The sequence below is a fragment of the Streptomyces sp. NPDC002867 genome (assembly GCF_053591895.1).
In genome coordinates, this window is the sequence record NZ_JBSFUR010000010.1 from 58,487 (window position 1) to 74,644 (window position 16,158).

The 16,158-nt window shown below is 69.2% G+C and carries 18 protein-coding genes and 5 pseudogenes; 13 read left to right on the plus strand and 10 right to left on the minus strand.

Annotated elements, in window-relative coordinates; genetic code table 11:
• Positions 1-4: 4 nt before the first annotated feature.
• Positions 5-689 (plus strand): annotated as a pseudogene (locus ACWD0A_RS12585) (SAM-dependent methyltransferase).
• 45 nt (positions 690-734) lie between these two features.
• Here the strand turns inward: ACWD0A_RS12585 and ACWD0A_RS12590 are convergent.
• Entirely contained in the window at positions 735-1,424 is a 690-nt protein-coding gene (locus ACWD0A_RS12590; RefSeq protein ID WP_451297303.1) for a DUF4352 domain-containing protein, read from the minus strand.
• A 40-nt stretch (positions 1,425-1,464) separates the two neighbouring features.
• Positions 1,465-1,629 carry a hypothetical protein gene (locus tag ACWD0A_RS12595; protein WP_451297305.1) on the minus strand — a complete coding sequence of 55 codons (165 nt, stop codon included), beginning with the start codon at positions 1,627-1,629 and terminating at the stop codon, positions 1,465-1,467.
• Between the two features lie 182 nt (positions 1,630-1,811).
• Between ACWD0A_RS12595 and ACWD0A_RS12600 the strand changes: the two are divergent.
• Positions 1,812-2,122: pseudogene (locus ACWD0A_RS12600) on the plus strand (transposase); the annotation flags it as partial.
• Between the two features lie 521 nt (positions 2,123-2,643).
• On the opposite strand, the gene ACWD0A_RS12605 reads toward ACWD0A_RS12600, so the two are convergent.
• Positions 2,644-3,060: a DUF1707 SHOCT-like domain-containing protein gene (locus ACWD0A_RS12605; protein WP_451297307.1), complete on the minus strand. Its 417-nt coding sequence runs from the start codon at positions 3,058-3,060 to the stop codon at positions 2,644-2,646.
• An 85-nt stretch (positions 3,061-3,145) separates the two neighbouring features.
• On the opposite strand from ACWD0A_RS12605, the gene ACWD0A_RS12610 reads away from it, so the two are divergent.
• Complete coding sequence (locus ACWD0A_RS12610) at positions 3,146-3,742, plus strand: TetR/AcrR family transcriptional regulator (RefSeq protein WP_451297309.1); 597 nt, start codon at positions 3,146-3,148, stop codon at positions 3,740-3,742.
• A 78-nt stretch (positions 3,743-3,820) separates the two neighbouring features.
• Here the strand turns inward: ACWD0A_RS12610 and ACWD0A_RS12615 are convergent, their stop codons facing one another.
• Positions 3,821-4,069 carry a hypothetical protein gene (locus tag ACWD0A_RS12615; protein WP_451297311.1) on the minus strand — a complete coding sequence of 83 codons (249 nt, stop codon included), beginning with the start codon at positions 4,067-4,069 and terminating at the stop codon, positions 3,821-3,823.
• Between ACWD0A_RS12615 and ACWD0A_RS12620 the strand changes: the two genes are divergently transcribed.
• On the plus strand, positions 4,068-4,217 hold the full coding sequence (locus tag ACWD0A_RS12620; protein ID WP_451297313.1) for a hypothetical protein: 150 nt from the start codon (positions 4,068-4,070) through the stop codon (positions 4,215-4,217). The two genes, ACWD0A_RS12615 and ACWD0A_RS12620, sit on opposite strands and share 2 nt — an antisense overlap.
• A gap of 3 nt (positions 4,218-4,220) precedes the next feature.
• Here ACWD0A_RS12620 and ACWD0A_RS12625 read toward each other — a convergent pair whose 3' ends face one another.
• Positions 4,221-4,598, minus strand: a complete 378-nt coding sequence (locus tag ACWD0A_RS12625) for a DUF6463 family protein (RefSeq protein WP_451297315.1) — start codon at positions 4,596-4,598, stop codon at positions 4,221-4,223.
• Between the two features lie 56 nt (positions 4,599-4,654).
• On the opposite strand from ACWD0A_RS12625, the gene ACWD0A_RS12630 reads away from it, so the two are divergent.
• The 4 genes from ACWD0A_RS12630 (at position 4,655) to ACWD0A_RS12645 (ending at position 8,664) form a co-directional block, all read left to right on the plus strand.
• Positions 4,655-5,236 carry a TetR/AcrR family transcriptional regulator gene (locus tag ACWD0A_RS12630; protein ID WP_451297317.1) on the plus strand — a complete coding sequence of 194 codons (582 nt, stop codon included), beginning with the start codon at positions 4,655-4,657 and terminating at the stop codon, positions 5,234-5,236.
• A 359-nt stretch (positions 5,237-5,595) separates the two neighbouring features.
• Positions 5,596-6,105, plus strand: coding sequence for a maleylpyruvate isomerase family mycothiol-dependent enzyme (locus ACWD0A_RS12635; RefSeq protein WP_451297319.1), 510 nt, complete (start codon positions 5,596-5,598; stop codon positions 6,103-6,105).
• Positions 6,106-7,178: 1,073 nt separating this feature from the next.
• On the plus strand, positions 7,179-8,099 hold the full coding sequence (gene ku, locus ACWD0A_RS12640; protein ID WP_451297321.1) for a non-homologous end joining protein Ku: 921 nt from the start codon (positions 7,179-7,181) through the stop codon (positions 8,097-8,099).
• An 82-nt stretch (positions 8,100-8,181) separates the two neighbouring features.
• The gene (locus ACWD0A_RS12645; RefSeq protein WP_451297323.1) at positions 8,182-8,664 is read left to right on the plus strand and encodes a hypothetical protein; all 483 of its coding nucleotides are present in this window, start codon (positions 8,182-8,184) and stop codon (positions 8,662-8,664) included.
• 109 nt (positions 8,665-8,773) lie between these two features.
• Here ACWD0A_RS12645 and ACWD0A_RS12650 read toward each other — a convergent pair.
• Positions 8,774-8,932, minus strand: a pseudogene (locus ACWD0A_RS12650) (TetR/AcrR family transcriptional regulator); the annotation flags it as partial.
• On the opposite strand from ACWD0A_RS12650, the gene ACWD0A_RS12655 reads away from it, so the two are divergent.
• Both ACWD0A_RS12655 and ACWD0A_RS12660 read left to right on the plus strand, forming a co-directional pair.
• Positions 8,876-9,595: a class I SAM-dependent methyltransferase gene (locus ACWD0A_RS12655; RefSeq protein ID WP_451297551.1), complete on the plus strand. Its 720-nt coding sequence runs from the start codon at positions 8,876-8,878 to the stop codon at positions 9,593-9,595. The pseudogene ACWD0A_RS12650 and the gene ACWD0A_RS12655 overlap by 57 nt on opposite strands.
• Before the next feature lie 214 nt (positions 9,596-9,809).
• Positions 9,810-10,901, plus strand: a complete 1,092-nt coding sequence (locus tag ACWD0A_RS12660) for an ABC transporter substrate-binding protein (protein ID WP_451297325.1) — start codon at positions 9,810-9,812, stop codon at positions 10,899-10,901.
• 337 nt (positions 10,902-11,238) lie between these two features.
• Here ACWD0A_RS12660 and ACWD0A_RS12665 read toward each other — a convergent pair whose 3' ends face one another.
• Positions 11,239-11,553 (minus strand): TetR/AcrR family transcriptional regulator C-terminal domain-containing protein, encoded by a 315-nt coding sequence (locus ACWD0A_RS12665; RefSeq protein ID WP_451297327.1) that lies wholly within the window; start codon positions 11,551-11,553, stop codon positions 11,239-11,241.
• 12 nt (positions 11,554-11,565) lie between these two features.
• On the opposite strand from ACWD0A_RS12665, the gene ACWD0A_RS12670 reads away from it, so the two are divergent.
• From ACWD0A_RS12670 to ACWD0A_RS12680, 3 genes and pseudogenes are all read left to right on the plus strand, one after another.
• Positions 11,566-11,850 (plus strand): hypothetical protein, encoded by a 285-nt coding sequence (locus ACWD0A_RS12670; protein WP_451297329.1) that lies wholly within the window; start codon positions 11,566-11,568, stop codon positions 11,848-11,850.
• 469 nt (positions 11,851-12,319) lie between these two features.
• A pseudogene (gene fdhD, locus ACWD0A_RS12675) lies at positions 12,320-12,853 on the plus strand (formate dehydrogenase accessory sulfurtransferase FdhD); the annotation flags it as partial.
• Between the two features lie 53 nt (positions 12,854-12,906).
• Positions 12,907-13,835: pseudogene (locus ACWD0A_RS12680) on the plus strand (LysR family transcriptional regulator).
• A gap of 100 nt (positions 13,836-13,935) precedes the next feature.
• Here the strand turns inward: ACWD0A_RS12680 and ACWD0A_RS12685 are convergent.
• From ACWD0A_RS12685 to ACWD0A_RS12695, 3 genes are read right to left on the minus strand one after another with little or no spacing between them, the layout of a single operon-like run.
• Positions 13,936-14,277: an STAS domain-containing protein gene (locus ACWD0A_RS12685; protein WP_451297331.1), complete on the minus strand. Its 342-nt coding sequence runs from the start codon at positions 14,275-14,277 to the stop codon at positions 13,936-13,938.
• Positions 14,274-15,191, minus strand: a complete 918-nt coding sequence (locus ACWD0A_RS12690; RefSeq protein ID WP_451297553.1) for an oxidoreductase — start codon at positions 15,189-15,191, stop codon at positions 14,274-14,276. Before ACWD0A_RS12690 ends, ACWD0A_RS12685 begins: the two co-directional genes overlap by 4 nt.
• A complete protein-coding gene (locus ACWD0A_RS12695) occupies positions 15,188-16,024 on the minus strand; it encodes a TetR family transcriptional regulator C-terminal domain-containing protein (RefSeq protein ID WP_451297333.1) in 837 nt (278 codons plus the stop codon). Before ACWD0A_RS12695 ends, ACWD0A_RS12690 begins: the two co-directional genes overlap by 4 nt.
• Between the last annotated feature and the right edge of the window lie 134 nt (positions 16,025-16,158).

A 16,158-nucleotide genomic window follows, 5' to 3' on the forward strand; every position in this document is an offset into this window, starting at 1 on the left:
GCCGATGAGGTTTTCGTCCCCGTCCGAAGGACGCGACAGCCGACGCAGCCGACCTGCGGGCAGGCCGCAGAGCCGGCTGACCGGAGCTGCTCCGGCGGCAACCGGACTCGGGGTCGGCCTCAACGAAGAGGACACCGCTCGGGGGGCGCGAGAACGCCGAGGCCCGCGCGCTGGCCGAACGCGTGGAATTCGTCCGGGAGTCTGCTGCCGAGGGAAGGGCACGCGGGCCCGCCGAACTCGTCCTGTGTCTGGGAGCCAGTCACGCGCTCAGCGACGCACGCCCACCGCAGCACACTGACGACGCACTTCAGGCACTGCGACGGATGGTCGCGCCCGGAGGGCGTGTACTCCTCGGCGAGACCTTCTGGCAGCGCTCCCCCACCTTCGCCGAGCTGGCAGCAATGTGGCCGGGCGCCCGCGCCGACGAGCTCCATGACCTGGCCGGGCTCGTTGATCTCGCCGTATCCGCCGGGTTCCGGCCTGCCTGGGTCGAGACGGCCGGCAGCGAGGAGTGGGAGGAGTTCGAGTCGGGCTGGCACGCCGACGTGGAGGAGTGGCTGGCCGCCCACGGGGACCACCCACTGGCGAAGGAGACGCGCGAGCGTGTCGACCGGCACCGGACGAGCTGGCTGAGAGGCTACCGAGAGGCGCTCGGGCTGGCCTGCCTCACACTGATTCCCGTGGACTGAACGACGCCTCGGTGAGGTGCGGGGGCGTTCGGCCGCGTGTCGCGGTCAGGACACGTCGCCTCGGACCGTGTCGCCAAGGAGACCGTCCGTGTACGTGACGTACTTGGGCGTGAAGCCGCCCTTGCCGGTGATGACGCCGGTCATGTTCTCGCCGGGCGCGAGGTCGGTGGTGTCCATCTGGTTCTCGTCCACCCCGAGTTCGGCCGCGTGCTTGCTGCCGCCGGTGTCGGTGAGGGAGAAGTACAGCGGGTTGACACTGATCTTCTTGTCGCTGTTGTTCGTGATCGTCACCTGGACGCTGGTGTACGCGCCCCCGTCGTGGAGGATGCTCGGGGCGAACGCCGTCTTCTTCGCCGCGATCTTCACGGGCGACTGGGGCGCCGGTTCGGACTCGGCAGGGGCGTCGTCCTTCTTCTTCTGCGCCGGCTCGGCCGGGGCGCTGCTCTTGGGTGCGGCCTTGCCGTCGGCCTGCGTGGTGTCGTCACCGCTGCCCGCTATGGCGCCGACGAGGATGAGGAAGGCGAAGACGCCGCCGAAGGCGATGCCGGCGAGGACCCAGGTGGACATGCGCTTCTTCGGGGGCGGCGGGGTCTGGTACGGCGCGGGGCCGCCGGCGTAAGGGCCGGGGTGGGGCTGCTGGGGTGCCGGGTATCCGTAGCCGGGCTGCGCGCCGTGCACGTGCCCGTGCCGAGGCTGCTGACCGTACGGCGACTGGGGCGGGTTGGGGTACGTCATGCGAGCGGGTCTCCTGATGGTGGGACGGAAGGGGAAGGGATCAGCCGAGCATCCGGCGAACTCGCCGTTCTCCGCTGCCCGTTGGGTGAGCCTGGATACGGCTCCGACTGCCGGCCTCGACCTGGTGGAGGCGGTTGCCGCCGTCGGCACTGGGGGTGATGTCCGCCCAGATGCCGCCGCCGAGTGCGGGCCGAGCGTCGGCCATGCGCCGCCTTGTGCGCACGACGTGCTGATGATGTGTTCGTTTCGTGACGACAGAGTACGGATCGGATGTGTGACGCGCGTAGGTTGCGGAGGGTTGCAGCCCGCGGAGCGGATCACGTAGCCGGTCTTCCCGCGGGTCATGAGCCTGAGGATCGGCAACGCCGTACCGACGGCAGCGCAGAGTTGCGGCTCGCGGACCACGAAGGCGTCGGCGCGGCGGCGAGTACGTCGCCGTGGGTCGTGTCGGATGAGCCGTGGGGTCGCTTGGAGCCGCTGCTGCCGTCAGCGTGAGCGGCGCTGCCGCATCCGGGTCGCCGGCCGCAGCGGACCGGGAGGTGCAGTGCGGGATTCTGTACGTGCTGCATACCGGGATGCAGTGGGAGTAGCTGCCGCAGGGGCTCAGCCTCGGCTCGGGCATGACCTGCTGGTGCAAGCTGCGGGTCCGGAACGAGACCGGCGTGTGGCAGCGGCTGCACGACGTCCTGCTCGCACAACCCACCGGAAACTCGACCCGCTGCGTCAGCTGTCGCCGTCCGAGGCCGCCTGTGCCCTCGATCGTGAATCACGGCAAGGCCTGCTCCGCCTCGACAACCCATGCGTCGACCTCGTCATGTGACGTCCTGATGGCGCTGATCAACTCCTCGAGAACGTCGAGCTTCGGCTTGCGGACGTTCAGGCTGAGCTGCCCATCGACACCTCTCGGTACGACATGCTCAGCTGCCGCCGGACCCGCAGGAGGTAGCGGCACCCCTGCGGTTCAGCCGCTCGTTCGCAGGCCAAGTCGCCTGAACACCTCCCGCACTCGTTGAACGGATGCGGGCAGCTCATCCTGGCTTGAGTGCCTGAACAAGGCCCGGCGCCCAGATCTCACGTGCCGCCAGGGCCTGTCGTTTGGATCACGCCGCAGACACGGGGCCTGGCACTCGCATCTGCGGCGCTGACGAGATGCGGTCGATTCCCTGCGACCTGCTCAAACCACAGGCTTCAGCGGGCCACAGTGCGACCACCGTCTCCTTCATCGCCGTCGCCCGTCGCGCGGCCAGATGGCGATGGCGATCAGCACGGCCGCCCACACCCCCAGCGGCGTGACCGGCCAGTAGTAGGTCAGCTCTCCCTTCTGCACACAGCGTGCGCCCCAGATCCCGGACATGATCACCCCTCCACCAAGCCAGTAGCGCCATTCGGCCAGCCACTCCCTGAGGTCTTTGCGGTCCTGCTCCGAGCGGGTGGGCGCCGGTGCGGGTAAGTCGGCCGTCAGCGCGCGGAGTTCATCGGCCGTACGCGCCCGCAGAGCGCGCTTGGAACGGGTCTCGTGCTCGTGCGGATCAAGTCGCCCCTCGCCCAGCGCCGCCGCCAGCACACCGAGTGCCTCGTCGCGGTCGCGGTCCGAGACCCGCACAGCGGGCACGGCAGACTCACTTCGGTCATCCACCACTGTCTCCTTTTCGGCTCCGTACAGCACCTCACCTGACGGAAGGTTAGAATACGACTGTATCTCAAAGAGGGGAGCGCGACTGATGCCCAAGACCGTCGACAGGGAGGAACAGCGTCGGCAGATCGGTGCGGCCCTGCTCCAACTGGTCGCCGAGCGCGGCCTCGACGAGGTCAGCGTGCGCACCGTGGCCGCCGCAACGGGCCGTTCCCCCGGCGCCGTTCAGAAGTACTTCCGCACCAAGGACGAGATGCTCACGTTCGCCGCCGAGCTGGCCGGTGAGCGTATCGAGCGCCGGATGGCCCAGGCGAACACCGCACTGCCGCTGCGCCAGGCGCTGCGTGACCTGATCCTGACCACGCTCCCCATGGACGCCGAGCGACGCGCCGAGGCCACCGCGCAACTCGCCTTCGCCATCCACGCGGCACACCACCCCCGCCTTGCTGCGATCCGGCGGCAGGTCGACCGCGACATCCGTCAGGCGCTGGCCACCTGGCTGGAGTCGTCCGGGCACGAAACCCACGCGTTGGCCGTCGCTGATGCCGTCATCGCACTGTCCGACGGCCTGGCACTGCGCATGCTGTACGCCCCGCAGGAGCGGGAGCACCTGCTCACAGTCCTGGACCAGGCGCTGGACGCCCTGATCCCGGGCCATGGGACAGCCCGGCATCTCCGCGAGTAGGCAGGGGAGACCGGGGCGTGCCGGAGCGGCCGTCGATCCGGACGGGCGGCGCGTCCACCGCTAGGGGCTTTCGTTGGATCATCGGGCGGACCACAGGAAGATGCCAGCGATGTGGAGTCCGGCCAGGTAGATGCTCGCCGTCTTCTCGCAGCGGGTGGCGATGCCGCGCCACTGCTTGAGGCGGTTGATGCACCGCTCGGAAGAGTTGTTGGAGTTGTTCCAGCGGGTGGTGCCCGAGGCACCGGTGCGGCCCAGGGCGGTGGCCGACGTCGCCACGGCGACCGGGAGGTGCTGGCGGCGATGCCTTTGGTGGAAGGTGCTGGTCATGCCGCAGATGTCGAAGGTCGAGCTGCACGCGGCGATCCGGCGTGAGCATCGCAACGGCATGCCGATGCGGGAGCTGCGCGCGAGCACGGGCCAGGAGCGACGGAGTCGTCCTGATCGGCTCAACCTGCCCGGTGGATTTCGGTATTGACTCTCACTCAGCAGTGCGCCGGGCCGCACGGATCAGCAGCACCGCGGGGACAAGGCCGAGCAGCAGCGGGGTCGGTTCCAGGATCACCGCCCCCACCAGGCACCACGCGGCAAGACCCCAGCCAATGGACTGCGGCACCGCGACGCCCCGGCGGGCGAGTTGGCTGATGAGCAGACCGAGCAGCAGCAGGGGAACGGCGAAGCTCGCGACCACGATCCAGAACGCCCCGTTGGCCCCGCTCGGATGCACGAACTCGTCGCGAGGCAGCCCCCAGAGCGCACCGCTGAACCATTCGTCGACGTACTCCCCGTTCTGCGCACCTAGTGCGATCAGGTGTCCGACGCCCATCACGACCAGGATGCGTCCTGCCCAGAGACTCATGGCTCCCCTTAACGAGACTCATAGTTTCGGAACTGTGGGTACCGTATCATCTCGGCATGGGACGACCAAGAGACAGCCGGGTGGACGAGGCGATCCTCACCGCCACCCGCGAACTGCTGGCACACAGCGGATACGCCGGCCTGACGATGGACGCCGTGGCGGAGCGCGCGGGCATCGGGAAAGCGGCCATCTACCGGCGCTACGCGACCAAGCAGGACATGGTGTTCGCGGCCGCGGTTCACGTCCCGGACCTGCCCGCGTCGCCGGACACAGGCACCCTGGAGGGCGACCTGACCGTCCTCGTCCAGGAGATCGTCGACCACCTGACCGCACCGGCTGCCACCAGTGCGGTCCTGGGGCTGCTCGCCGACATCGGCACCTCGCCCGACCTCGCAGTCCACTTCCACCAGACGTTCGTCGTCCGCGAGGAGGCCGGCATCCGCGGACTCCTGGAACGGGCAGTCGCCCGCGGCGAGCTCCACACACTTCCCGACGTCTCCCTCGTCCACGCCCTGGTGACCGGCCCGGTCTTCACCACGCTGTACCTCCAGCACCGCACCCCGGACGGCCTGGCCGCACAGCTGGGCCGGCTCATCGCCGCCGCGCTGACCACCGAGCCGGCTCCGCCACGCCCGTAACCGGCCACCGACGAAGGCGCCGTCTCTGCCTCGTGTGCAGAACGGGGAGCAGGGAGGGGGCGCGGTTGATGGCGCGGCGTAACCGTGCCGCACACTTCGGCCGAGTGCGGCCCTGAGCGCCCAGATGGCGGGGCGGATACGGGTCTGATGGATCATGAAGTTGCGACGTCCGTGACCACCAGCCGCGCGAGCACTTACGTCTCGCGCAGCTCGTGCGGTCTTTGGTCCACTGACCACACTCCTTGATCAACGTATCTGGGGCGTCACATGGGAGCGTTGGCCGATCCACAGTGAAGATGTCCACGACCCCTGTTTCGCCGTGGACCGATGAGTTTGGCGCAGGTGGTTCGTCTTACCTGGTGACGATCGTCGACCGTACGGGCGACATGGAGTTGACCTTGACGAACGACGCCGACCTGCAACCTGCTGTAGCCGCCGAGTTCGTGGTCCTCGCCGACCTGCTCGGCTCCGTTTCTGATGCGCAGTGGGATACCCCATCCCTGTGTGAGGGCTGGCGGGTTCGCGAAGTGATCGCGCACCTGACCATGGCGGCCAGGTACTCCGAAGAGGAGTTCATGGCCGAGTTGCGCCACTGCGACTTCGACTTCAGCCGCTTGTCGAACCAGATCGCCGGCCGGGACGCCGAACTGCCGACGGACCAGCTCGTTGCCAACCTACGCGCCGACGTGATGCACCACTGGACGACGCCGTGCGCTGGGTACGACGGCGCGCTCAATCATGTGGTGATCCACGGCCTCGACGTGACCGTGCCGCTCCGGGTGCCGCGCCGCTCACCCGTCGAGACCATCCGGGTCGTCCTCAACGACCTTACCGAGGGCGACGGGCACACACTTCGGCATCAACATTGAGGGACGGAGCCTCCAGGCCACCGACCTTGACTGGTCGTATGGATCGGGCCCGGCACTGCACGGCACCGCTGAAGACCTGGCACTCAGGCTCTGCGGTCGGACAATCCCGGAGGGACGGCTGGAGGGCACACCGCTTTACAGATAGGCGCGGTGGGGCACGTGCTGTCCTTCGAGGGACATCACGGTCGGTGAACGGGCCCCCGTGCCCTTCTGCAAGATGGGGGATCGCGGACGCAGGAGGCAGCGGATCGACAGTTCGGGGCTTGTTCCTCTCCTTACAACGGGAAGCCGTCGAGGATGTGCTGGAGGTGCATGACCTGCCGGGGGAGGAATTCGGCGATGGTGTCATACCGACGACGTGCGACGCCTGGTCGAGGTCGCCGGCGATGCGCCGGGCCTCGGCGCCGGTCAGGCCGCCGGGTTCGGCGGCATAGCCGCAGCACTGATCGGCTACCGCCGACTCGGTGGATGAGCCAGTCGGTTGGGGAGCAGGAGTCCACCAACCCCTGGTTGTGTCGGTGGCAGCCCGTAGTGTGCGCAGCGTCTTCAAGGAGGGGTCCTGTGGGATTTTCGGGTCAGCTGGTCTTTGCTCCTAGCGAGCGTCCGCTGCTGGAAGCGCCCGTGTTCGGCAGCATCGGTCAAGGGCTGAAGAGCACCGTGCATGCGTGGTGGCCGCGGCCGGACGGCTGGCAAACCCTTCAGCTGGATCCAGGACTCCGGGAGGACGACGCCGACGTCCAAAGGCCAACGTCAAAACGAGATGCGGCTCGCGAAACGCGGACCTGGCGTCACACGTCATCCGGCTGACTGCACGCCCTGTGGAGCTGGGCGGGCGTGATGCCATCCGGGGCGGGCCCGGGGAGCTGGAGGTGATGCAGTGCGCGGGCGGGGAGCCGCGGGGCTCATTCGGTCGGCGCAGCGAACCTGGCAGTCATCACTCGAACGGCCGAGGGGCATGACCGGCGATTCTCGCTCTTGTGTCGGATCGGCCGTTGTCAGGACAGCGCGATGGAGAAAATGACGCGAGAATTGAGAACCTACACGTGCTCGGGGATGTCACGGAGGTTCTCGTCATGCCCCGCCCCATCTGGTCCGGTGCTGTGAGCTTCGGGCTCGTGACCATCCCGATCAAGGTGGTGCCCGCCACCGAGAGCCACAACATCTCCCTCCGGCAGATCCATCTCGAGGACGGCGGCCGGATCCGGTACCGCAAGATCTGCGAGCTCGAGGACAAGCAGGTCAGCGACGCCGAGATCATCAAGGGCTACGAGGTCGACAAGGACACCGTCGTCGCCGTCACCGACGAGGACCTGGCGGACATGCCACTGCCCACCGCCAAGTCGATCGAGATCGCCGCGTTCGTCCCCGCGCAGTCCATCGACCCTGTCCGTATCGGCGACAGCTACTACCTCGAGCCGGCCGGGCAGGTCGCCGCCAAGCCCTACAAGCTGCTCCGCCAGGCCCTGGAACGCTCCAGCAAGGTCGCGGTCGCGCACTTCGCGCTGCGCGGCCGCGAGCGGCTCGGGCTCCTGCGCGTGAAGGGCGAGGCGATCGTTCTCCACTCGATGCACTGGCCCGATGAGATCCGTTCCCCCGAGTCCCTCGCTCCGCCGCCCGTGGAGCTGGGCGACTCGGAGATCGACGGAGCCGTGGAGCTCATGGAAGCCTTGACCGAGGACCACATGCCCGACCTCACCGACCACTACCGCGAAGCACTCGAAGAGGTCATCGCCGCGAAGGCGGAAGGCAAGGCGCCGCCGGCCCCGGAGGAGCCGCAGCCGGCCGGGCAGGTCGTCGACCTCATGGCCGCGCTCAACGCGTCCGTGAAGGCGGCCAAGGAGTCCCGCGGCGAGGAGCACGCGACGGTGCACGAGATGCCGAAGAAGAAGGCCGCGGCGAAGAAGGCGCCCGCCAAGAAGGCGACGGCGAAGAAGGGCGCGGCCAAGAAGTCGGCCGCGAAGAAGACGCCCGGGCGCAAGCCCAGAGCGTCCTGAGGCCGTTTCTCACAAGATCATTTTGCGGCGGCGGCCTTCCTCCGGGGATGTGAGGGCCACTGTGTGTGGGAAGGTCATGCGTGTGATCAACCAGGATGGCGGCCCGTACCTCGAACTCGTACTCGTGGACGGATTGAGCCCTGCGGACGTCGTGCTTGCTCATCGCGAGGCGCTTCGCGTGCTGCGCTCTGACATCGACACAGCCCACCTCGACGCCTACAGCGACGATGCCTGGCCGCCTGCAGTGCTGCACTCGTACGAACGTGCGCTTTCCTTGGCCCGGGAGGCGGTGGCGGAGGGCACTCGCTCCCGGCGCGCCGATCCCGGGATGGGGATCGACATCGACGTCCGTGACGACGCGCAGTTCGAGCTGCTGTTGAACTTGGCTCCCTACACGATCAACGCCGAAGGCCGGCGAGGAGACCGGCTGGTCTTCAGCGCCAGTGACTCGGGAACCTCCCTGCGGATTGCCGTCACACAGGACCAGGCGGCAGAACTCCTGTCCCGACTGGACGCGCTGGGGATCCCACCAACCGTGCTTTCCGTCCGGCCACGTGGCCGCTGAGAGCATTCATGATGCGGTCCCATCGCGATCAGTACCGCCAGCAGGTCCAACGCTTCGTCCACAGCCCGGGTCGCCAGGTGGACGGTGGTGGCAGCAGCGTCGCCAGACGTCATCGCAGCGGTTCTTGCACAACGCCGGCGACGACCGCAGTCACGACCTTGCGGATGGCGCCAGCCTCCGGCGGGGTGCCTTTCCGGTCGGCGAAGAGCATGTGCCCGGTCCCGATCAGCGTGGGTGCGAGGGTGTCGACGTCGGCCCCGGCCCCGACGTCCTCGACGTCGGCTGTGGCACCGGCATCGCCGCCAGACAGTTCCAGGCGGCCGGCTGCAGGGTGCTCGGGGTGGAGCCAGACGCGCGGATGGCTGACGTGGCGCGGCAATTCGGGGGCGAGGTTGACGTAGCGACGTTCGAAGACTGGGACCCGGCCGACCGGGAATTCGATGCGGTCGTCGCCGGCCAGGCCTGGCACTGGATCGACCCGGTCGCGGGAATGGCCAAGGCCGCGCAGGTGCTGCGCCCTGGCGGTCGGCTGGCGGCGTTCTGGAACGCTTTCCAGTTTCCGCCCGACGTGGCGGAAGTCGTCGTTGCGGTCTGCCGGCGGGTGTTGCCTGACGCGCCGTTCGACTTCCAGGCGATGAGGAAGGGGTCCCTGGAGGGGTACCAGGTGCTGCTCGCCAAGACCGCCGACGGGATCCGAGAGGTGGGCGGGTTCGGCGAACCGGAGCAGTTGCGATTCGACTGGGAGTGGACTTACACCCGGGACGCGTGGCTGGACCAGATGCCCACCCTGGGCGCCTTCACCCGGCTCCCGCCGGACAAGCTGGCGGAGGTGTTGAAGGGCGTCGGCGCCGCCATCGACGCGACAGGTGGCAGCTTCACGATGCGTTACGCCACGGTGGCCGTCACCGCGGCGCGAACCGGTGCCGCCTGACCTGGCCATACGGCCCGTCGCCGCTCGCCACCTGGTGCCCATCACCCGCCCTGCCGAAGTCGAGGACCGCAACGTGACCGGCCGCGGGGAGGGCCATGTGAAGCCGGGCAGTTCAGCGAACAGATAATCGGTTGCCTGTTGGCGATGGTGGTGGATGCAATGTCCGGCATGGTCACCCAGAAGCGCCTGCCACGGCGAGACGAGATGAGATGAGATGAACGCGTACTACGCAGACGGATCATCCGTCCAGATCGGCGCTCTCGTTCCGCTGACTCGGCCTGGCTGGGTCGAGGCAGGCCAACACTTGCTCACAGGACTCGAGTTGGCCGTTCGCGAAGTCAACGACGCCGGCGGGATCGTCGGAAGACCACTCGAGCTGGTGGTCCGCGACACCGCGGCTGATCCGCAGAGGGCCGCGGCGGCCGTAGACGAATTGGCTCGCCTGGGCGTGGCTGCCTTGGCGGGGGAATATCACAGCGTCGTCGCTCGCGCCGCTGCCGCCAGGGCCGACGCCCTCGGCCTGCCGTTCCTCTGCTCGTCAGCGGTGATCGACGCGCTCACCGAACAGCCGACGGAATGGGTCGCGCGCCTCGCCCCGGCGCAGTCCCAGGGCTGGCAGATCTACGCAGACTTCCTCCTCAGCGCGGGCCACAGTCGGATCGCCGTAGCAGCCGCGCCGAGTGTCTACTGGGCATCTGGGATCCGCATTCTGCGGGACTACCTCGCTCCACGCGGCGGCACCGTCATCGAACTCGACATGCGCGCGCTTGCCCCCACGGCGGTGTGCGACGAACTCGTCGGCAATCGCGCGACAGCCCTCCTTCTTCTGGTCGGCCACCCGGAGCCGGCAGTGTCGATCGTCAAGTCCGTCCGCCGCGACGAGCGCCTCGCCGAGATCATGATGGGTGCTCCGGCCGGGCAACCGGAGTTCGCCGAATGGGCGAGGTTGCTGGGCGACGACAGCGCCGCGATCCCGTTCTTGCGCTACCTGCCCGAGCGCCTCAGCCCACTCGGTGCACGCGTCGAGTCGGCCCTCCGCGAGCGGCTGGGCGAGGCGCCCTCCTTCGTCGCCTTCGAGGGCTACGACACGGTCGCCGTTCTCGCCGATGTGCTGCGTTCTCACGGCGCGGACCGGGCGCGCACTGCCGAATCCTGGCCGTGCGTTGCAGTCGAAGGCACCCGCGGGCAGATCCAGTTCTCCCGCACGCCAGGCATCAGCGTGTGGCAATGGGCTCGGACGCCGATCCAAGTCGTTGATCGAGATCCGGCGGAACCCGATCGTTTTCGGATCCTTCACGCCGGCTGAGAGAGCACGGAGGTCCGACTGCCCGAGATCTGTCCGAACTTGAGGCTGTCGCTGGCCCGGGGCAGTCCGGAGAAGGCCGGCAGTCGAACCGGCATCAAGATCAATCTCAGCGCCAACCACGGTTCGGTCGATCCCCGACGCCGTCGAGCCCCGTGGGTTCAGGGAAACTGAAGGCTCTTCACGGGAACCCGTGGATCGGATGGTGTGCTGTGCGGGGATCGACGCAGGTAGTGGTGCCGGGACGTCGTCACGTTCAGCAGGTCCCTGCCGACCGCGAGGGCAGCCGGAATGCGCCGGAAACGTGACGTAGCCCAGCAGAACGGTGAGGCGGCCCTGGTCAGTTCGAACGCTGGGCGATGAGCAGGCCCAAGCCGTCCAGCATGCGTTGCAGGCCGAACTCCAGTGCCTGGTCCTGCCCGCCGTGCCGGGTCGCCGAGACCAGCGCGGCGGTGAGGGCGGGGTAGTGCTCGCCGTGCGCCTGCATCAGCTCCCCGAGCGTGACGCTGAACTGCGCTTCGGGACTGCCCGCCGGACCCGCCGCGCGGGCCCGTTGGGCGATCCCCCGCACATGGCCGGCCAGCAGGACGACCGCGTCCATCCGCTCGGCACCCGTGAGGCCAGTGCCGTCCAGTGCGGCGAGGGCCTGCTCCATCCAGGCAAGCTCTTGGCCGCCTATGTGCTGGCCGGCGAACTCGCACTGGCCAACGGCGACCACCACGCGGCTTTCACCCGGTACGAGAACACGCTGCGCGCCTATGCCCAGGGCTGCCAGAAGGGCGGCGACCGCACGGGGAAGTTCCTCGCCCCCGGCACCGCGACCGGCCTCCGCATCCGCAACGGTCTGCTGAGCAGACGCTCACTCCTGAACTGGATGCTCAAGGACGGGCAGAAGGTCAGCACCGTCGCCCTTCCCGACTACCGAGCCGAGCTCAGCCGGCCCAGCAGGTGACCAGAAGATCACCACAGGGGATCGGGCAGGCGCCAGACCGACACCGCTCATACATGACGGGATGCACAAGCACCCCTCGGACAGTGTCGGCAAGGGTCACGGGATGTCGCACATTCTCACTCCTGGCCCCCGCGGTTACTTTGCGGCTCGGGTCAGAGGTAGGAGTCCGAGGCACGGGTGCGGGGCCGTCCGCGCCCGGCCTGGGGCATGCGGATGGCTCCCAGCACCATTACCGCGAGCGCCGCCCCGCGAAGCGACTCCGCAGGCACGGTCGCACCGTTCGGAGATACCGGAAGCCGGATTCGGCACCGTTTCGCTGGACTGCTGAACTGCTCATTCGAATTTCTCGCCCGTCGATCGTCATCTCCGAATTTCCCGCGAAATCCGGAGAGGCACTCTCGATTGCCTGATCGGCCGCGATTATCCGGCCGCGCGGACGCCTGCGGGGGACTTCCCCGGACGGTGCGCTCCGGTGCGGCTGGAGCGGCACTTCTACACCACGTCCTCGTGCGGGCTGTGCGGCAAGGCCGGCCTGGACGCGGTGCGCACCCAGGCTGCGTGGTCCGTTGCCGGAGACCCGCTGCGCATCGGACCGGAGGTGCTGACGGCCCTCCCCGACCGTCTGCGGGCCGCCCAGCGGGTGTTCGACAGCACCGGTGGTCTGCACGCCGCCGGACTCTTCTCCGCGGACGGAGAGCTGCTGTGCCTGCGGGAGGACGTCGGTCGGCACAACGCCGTGGACAAGGTCGTCGGCCACGCCCTGCGGTCGGGGCTGCTGCCCCTGCGCGAGACGGTGCTGATGGTGAGCGGCCGGGCCTCGTTCGAGCTGGTGCAGAAGGCGGTGATGGCCGGAATCCCCGTGCTGGCGGCCGTCTCCGCTCCGTCCTCGCTCGCAGTGGACCTGGCCGCGGAGAGCGGGCTGACCCTGATCGGTTTCCTGCGCGGCGCCTCGATGAACGTCTACACCGGCGAGGAGCGCCTGCAACCACTGCCCGTGGGCTGACAAGCGGCCCACCCCGACTGGCGTTCCGTCGAGCGGTCCGGTACACCCGTGGAGTGCTGTTCCGCCAACTCGAGTATCTGGTGGCCCTCTCCCGGGAGCGCCACTTCGCCCGTGCCGCCCAGGCCTGCTACGTCTCGCAGCCGGCTCTCTCCGAGGCGATCCGGAAGCTGGAGGAGGAGCTGGACGTACCGCTGGTCCGGCGCGGCCGCAATACGAGGGCCTCACGCCCGAGGGCGAACGCATCGTGGTGTGGGCGCAGCGGATCCTGGCCGACCGCGACGCCCTGAGGAACGAGGTCGGCGCCCTGCGCACGGGGCTGAGCGGCAGGATGCGGATCGGCTCGGTCCCGACCGCGTCCGGCGCCGTGTCCCTGCTGACGGCGCCGTTCTGCGCGGCGCACCCCCTGGTCACCGTGGAGCTCATGGCGGACCTCCAGTCGGGGGACGTTCTGCGCCAGCTGCAGAATTTCGAGATCGACGCCGGAATCACCTATCTGGACAAGGGCCTTTCGGAGGGTTTCCAGGCGGTTCCGCTGTACGAGGAGCGGTATGTGCTGCTGACCGACGCCGCCGACAGCCTCGCCCATCGGACGACGGCGACCTGGGCGGAGGCGTCGCGGCTGCCGCTGTGTCTGCTGACCGGGGCCATGCAGGGGCGTCGGGTGCTGGACGAGGTGTTCGCCGAGGCGGGGCTGCGCCCATCCCCCCGGGTCGAGACCGATTCCGTGGCAACCCTCTTCGCCCATGTCAGAACGGGCCGGTGGGCGAGCATTGTGCCGCACGCCTGGCTGCATGTCTTCGGCGTGCCGCACGGCATGCGGGCGGTGCCGATGGTCGAGCCCGCCCGGTCGGTGCCGGTCGGGCTGGTGATCACTGCCAGGGAGCCGGGATCGGTCATGGCCCGCGCGCTGACGGACATCGCCCGGCACACCGATGTCGCCGCCGCGCTGGAACGCCTTCCTGGGGATCCCGGACCCCAGTGAGACCGGCCGCTCTGGCGGCGCTCGGTGATGCTGCCCATGCCGTACCACGTTCGCCTTCATCATCTGCGCGCCCGTGCGGCCGGAGCACCGGTCGCCGCCGTCACGGCCCTTGATCAGTACCGTCGCCCGGCCCCCGGCGTTCGCCACCCGGGTCGGGAGCGCGCCTTCGGACCGTCTGCTCGGGTTCGATGGTGAACGCCCCGCCGCTGCCGGACAGCCGCAAGATGCGGGCCAGGGAGCACGGCACGGCCCGCAGGCACAGATCCACGTCGTGGGCTCGGGCGGCGCGGGCGCCCGCCAGGAGCGCGCTCACTCCCGTGCAGTCGCAGAAATGCACCTTCCCCAGGTCCACGACGATGTGCTGGTACTCGGCGACGGCGGCGCGGAGGGCTTGCCTGACGCCCGGGGCGGTGACCACGTCGAGCTCCCCGGCCATGGTCATCCGGCAGCTGTCAGGTCCCGTGGCCGTGAGTTCGACCTGCATCGTGACGTCGTACACCAGCGCCTCCTCACCGGCCGGCGCCCATTCGCAAGAATCGTGTGTCCTACCAGGAAACTCCCGAACCACCGGGCTTGTCTACGCCCTGCCCGGCCGGACGCTCCCGAGAGGCAACGGGGCGCCCCGTGCGGGCGGGGTGCCGGGGTGACACGATCGTCGCCGGGCCCTCCCGGCGAGGCCCGCCGGGCCGGGGCCGACGGCGATCCGGGGTCCGGAGCCGGTGACTGATCCACACTCCTCTTCCGGAGATCGGACGCCACCGTCAGGCCCTCGAGGACCGCTTCCTCGACGGTGCGCGGGGTGACGCGATCGCCGACTGCGAAGACGCGGTCGGCCGGGACCCCGAGGGCGACCGGGTCGAGGTCGTCGACCGGGATGTGGCCCTGAGCGAGGACGACGCCGGCGGTCCCCTCGAGCAGTACCGGTTCCTCGGTCAGAGTGTGCTGGAGGTAGACGGTGTCGCTGTGGAACAGCTGGCCGAAGATCTTCGTTCCGTGCCGGTGCACCGCCTGGGCGAGCCGGGCGTAGCCGGGGACGCACTCGTCCTCCGTCGCCATCAGCACATGGGTGGTGTAGCGGGCGGACTCGTGCACGCCGGAGACCTGGAGCACGATCAGGCCGACGCCGCCCGCGGCGCGGGCCTCGTGGCAGGCGATCAGCTCATCGGTGACCGCGCCGTCCCCGGCCAGGACGGTGTCGTGGCCCGAGGACAGGATCCGGTTGGGCACCGTGATGCCGGCTATCCGCAGCGGGCTGAACAGTGCGGGAACCGCGCTGTCATGGCACGTCCTCTCTGCATCCGGGGCGCGTACGGCGGGCGCGGCGTACGCGCAGGGGGTGAGCGGCGGCGCGGTCAGCGCAGGGTGATGTGCGGTTCGAACGCGTCCAGCAGCAGCTCGCGCATCCGTGTCACGGACATCTCCCCGGTCCCTGCCAGCACTTGGATGGCCAGGCCGTCGACCAGGCCGGTGAACCGGCTCGTCAGCGCCTTCGCGTCGGCGTCCGTGCCCATGCCCTCGTCCCGGCAGGCGATCACCAGGTCGAGCACCGTCTGCTGCCAGCGTGCGTAGATCTCGCGCTGTCCTTGACGCAGGGCGGGGTCGACGATCGCCTCGTTCCACGACTGCACCCACACCGACCATTCGTCGCGGTCCTCGTCACCCGCGATCAGCTGGACCTCGATCAGCCGGCGCAGCTTCTCGGTCGCGCTGTCCGCGTCCCGGAACTCGGCTTCGAGGCGCCGGTGGAGACGTTCGGCGCAGTGGAGCAGAGCGGCTCGCAGGGCGTCGCCCTTCGTCGGGAAGTGGTAGTGCACCGTGCCGGTACTGGTCCCGCACGCGCGGGCGATGTCGGCGACCCGCACCCGGTGGAATCCGCGACGGGCGATGAGTCGTGCGGTCGCCTCGAGGATCTGGGCCCTGCGGACCTCCGCGTCCACGGCGTCCGCACGGCGGCGCGTGTCCAGTGCCGTTGTGTTCTTCGGCGGGGCGGGCGGCCGTCCCTGCCCGGTCCGCAGATACCGCAGTGACACCTTCCCCTCCTGGGCGATGGCGGCGAGTTCGCGGTCCCCGAGACGGCGGTTGCCGTGCAGGCCCTTGGACAGCGCGGTGGGGTCCATGCCGATACGGTCGGCGAACTCGCGCTGGCTGACCGGTGCCGACCGCACCACCAGGCGCACCCGCTCGGCCACTGTCCGGGCGCATGCGGACCGCACGTGCCGGCGCTGGTTCACGCAGCGCGGCGGCCGGCCCTTGCCTGTCCGGCCGGCCGCCCACCGGCGTCGGGAATCCGGGCACGGCTTTACCCTGCACGGCTCTTGACAGT